3 protein-coding genes are annotated in these 2,013 nt (G+C 69.9%); all 3 read right to left on the reverse strand.

Annotated elements, in window-relative coordinates:
- Positions 1-165 precede the first annotated feature (165 nt).
- Entirely contained in the window at positions 166-534 is a 369-nt protein-coding gene (sctX, locus tag FVW20_RS13475; protein WP_196610012.1) for a type III secretion apparatus assembly protein SctX, read from the reverse strand.
- Positions 531-932, reverse strand: a complete 402-nt coding sequence (gene sycN / locus FVW20_RS13480; RefSeq protein WP_196610013.1) for a type III secretion chaperone SycN — start codon at positions 930-932, stop codon at positions 531-533. Before sycN ends, sctX begins: the two co-directional genes overlap by 4 nt.
- Positions 929-2,013: type III secretion system gatekeeper subunit SctW (gene sctW, locus FVW20_RS13485; protein ID WP_196610014.1), on the reverse strand; the 1,085-nt coding region annotated here is incomplete at its 5' end. The genes sctW and sycN, both read right to left, overlap by 4 nt.

The following is a 2,013-nucleotide window of genomic DNA, read 5'->3' on the forward strand; positions in this document are numbered from 1 at the left end:
CCAGGCAGCGGTGCACCCGGCTTGCCTCGGCGCGGGGGGCGTCGGGCGGCAGCACGGCGGCCAGCGCCGAAAAGGTGCGGCGGGCGCTGTCGTTGCGGCCCATGCGCAGAAAGAGATAGCCAAGCACGTGCAGGGTGTTGCGGCACTCCGGGGCGATGGGCACGGCTAGCCTCCCACCATCAGCCCGGCATAGGCTCGGAGCAGTTCGGTGTTTTCCAGCAGGGGGGCAAGGTCGTTGCGCACGAAGTCGCGCACGGCGGGGTCGCGTTCCATGGACAGCGCGTCGAGGCAGGCGTTCAGGTTGGCCCCGAACACGTCGGGGCGCAGCATCTCGCCGTCGCCCACGGGCGGGCACAGCGCCTGTTCCACTATCTGCCGGGCGTTGCGGGGGGCGTACAGCTCTTCCAGCCCCGCCTCGCGCAGCACGCTGGCCGCCAGGGGGCGGGCCTTGGGCATGGGGTCGCGCCCGGCGTCCACGTCCAGCACGGTCTGGATGCCCAGCGACCCGTCAAAAATGCCTACGTTGCGGCTCATGCGCCACCATTCCTGCCGGTTGCTTCATCCATGATGCGCGCCAGAAGGTCCGTCGCCGTCTCCATGGCGGCGGCGGTGACCAGTCGCTCCGGCAGGCGCGTGAGAAGAATGGCCTGCCCCGCGTGCACACCCGCCTGCAAGGGCAGGGGCCGGGCGTGCCGGTAATGGCACAGGGCCAGCATGCGCCGGGGCATGTCCGCGTCGTGCGCGGGAAAGGGGCGCGAAAGATAGATCAGCAGTTCGCCGTCGGCGGCCTCCAGATGCAGGCGGCCCATGCCGTCCACGTCCAGGGCGATCAGGCGCGGCGCTTCGGGCCGCGCGGGGTCGACCCCGGGCAGTTGCAGCCCGGGCATGCCCATGCGCTGTCCGAATGATGCGATGGCCTCTTGCAACATCATTGTCCCCCGTCCTGTGCCGCCAGCCAGGCGTCCTCTCGTTCTATGGCCTTGTCCACGGCCTCCTGCACGGCGTCGAGCAGCTTCATGCGCCCCTGCACGCCGTTGAACAGTTGCGGCGGCACCGAGCGGGCCATGCGCAGCATCTCCTGCAGGAACAGCACCTCGTGCTCGATGTCCGGCGCCTTGGCCTGCGCGGCGATGCGCTCGATGTGCATGGCGCCCAGGAAATTCTCCGACCGCAGGGACACCATCTGCTCCAGCAGCGCCCGCGAGGTGAGCGGGCAGTCGGACACGCCGTGCACCCGTTCCCAGCGGGACATCACGTCCGTGCACAGGGCGTGCGCGCTGTGCAGCAGGCGCAACTGGCCAAGGCTGGTGTTGACGCTTTCGAGGTGGGCGCTTTCCATGCTGGGCGCATCGGAAGCAAGGTCGTTGCCAAGCGCCCGGTACAGGAAGTCCACCGCGGTGTCGAAGCTGGTTTCGCCGTACCGTTCGGTCAGGTGGGCGAACACCTGCTCGACGGAGGAAAAGCCGCATACCGTGTCGCGGTACAGGTCGCGCAACTCGTCGGTGCCGCCAAGCGCGTCGAACCCGGCAGAGGCCAGCGCCCCCTGCACCCCGGCCCGGATGGCCGGACCCTGCGTGGCTTCCAGTTCCGCGATGGCGGCGCGGATGCCGTCCAGCGTGCCGGGGGCCACGTCCGGGTCGGCTTCGAATTCACGCAGGGCATCGGACAGCGCGGCCCAGGCGTCGCTGGGGTCCGGAAAGTGCGAAAGGGCCTCGCGCAGGGCGTCTTCCTTGCCCTGCTTGGCGCGCAGGCCGTCCTTCATGCGGTCGAGGGCCTGGCCCTTGCCCGCCTGGTGCATCAGTTCCTTGTACAGTTGCACGCGCTCGGCCAGGGCGTCTTCGGTGCTCTGGCGTTCCTTGCGTTCGGACAGTTCGAAGTCGTCGGTGGTGTCCGCGCCGAAGGTCAGCTCCTCGGCGGCGTCGGCCAGCAGCGACATGGGCGATTCGGCAACCGTGGCGGTGCGGCCGAGCAGCGAGCCGGTTGCCGCGTCCGCCGCCTGCCTGTCGCCCCGCG

The sequence above is a fragment of the Nitratidesulfovibrio oxamicus genome (genome assembly GCF_015731765.1).
In the GTDB taxonomy this organism is placed as follows: domain Bacteria; phylum Desulfobacterota; class Desulfovibrionia; order Desulfovibrionales; family Desulfovibrionaceae; genus Cupidesulfovibrio; species Cupidesulfovibrio oxamicus.

Bases quoted from the DNA above. Each gene is read 5' to 3' on its own strand.
- sycN (WP_196610013.1), bottom strand. From the start codon at position 932: ATGATGTTGCAAGAGGCCATCGCATCATTCGGACAGCGCATGGGCATG.
- sctX (WP_196610012.1), bottom strand. From the start codon at position 534: ATGAGCCGCAACGTAGGCATTTTTGACGGGTCGCTGGGCATCCAGACC.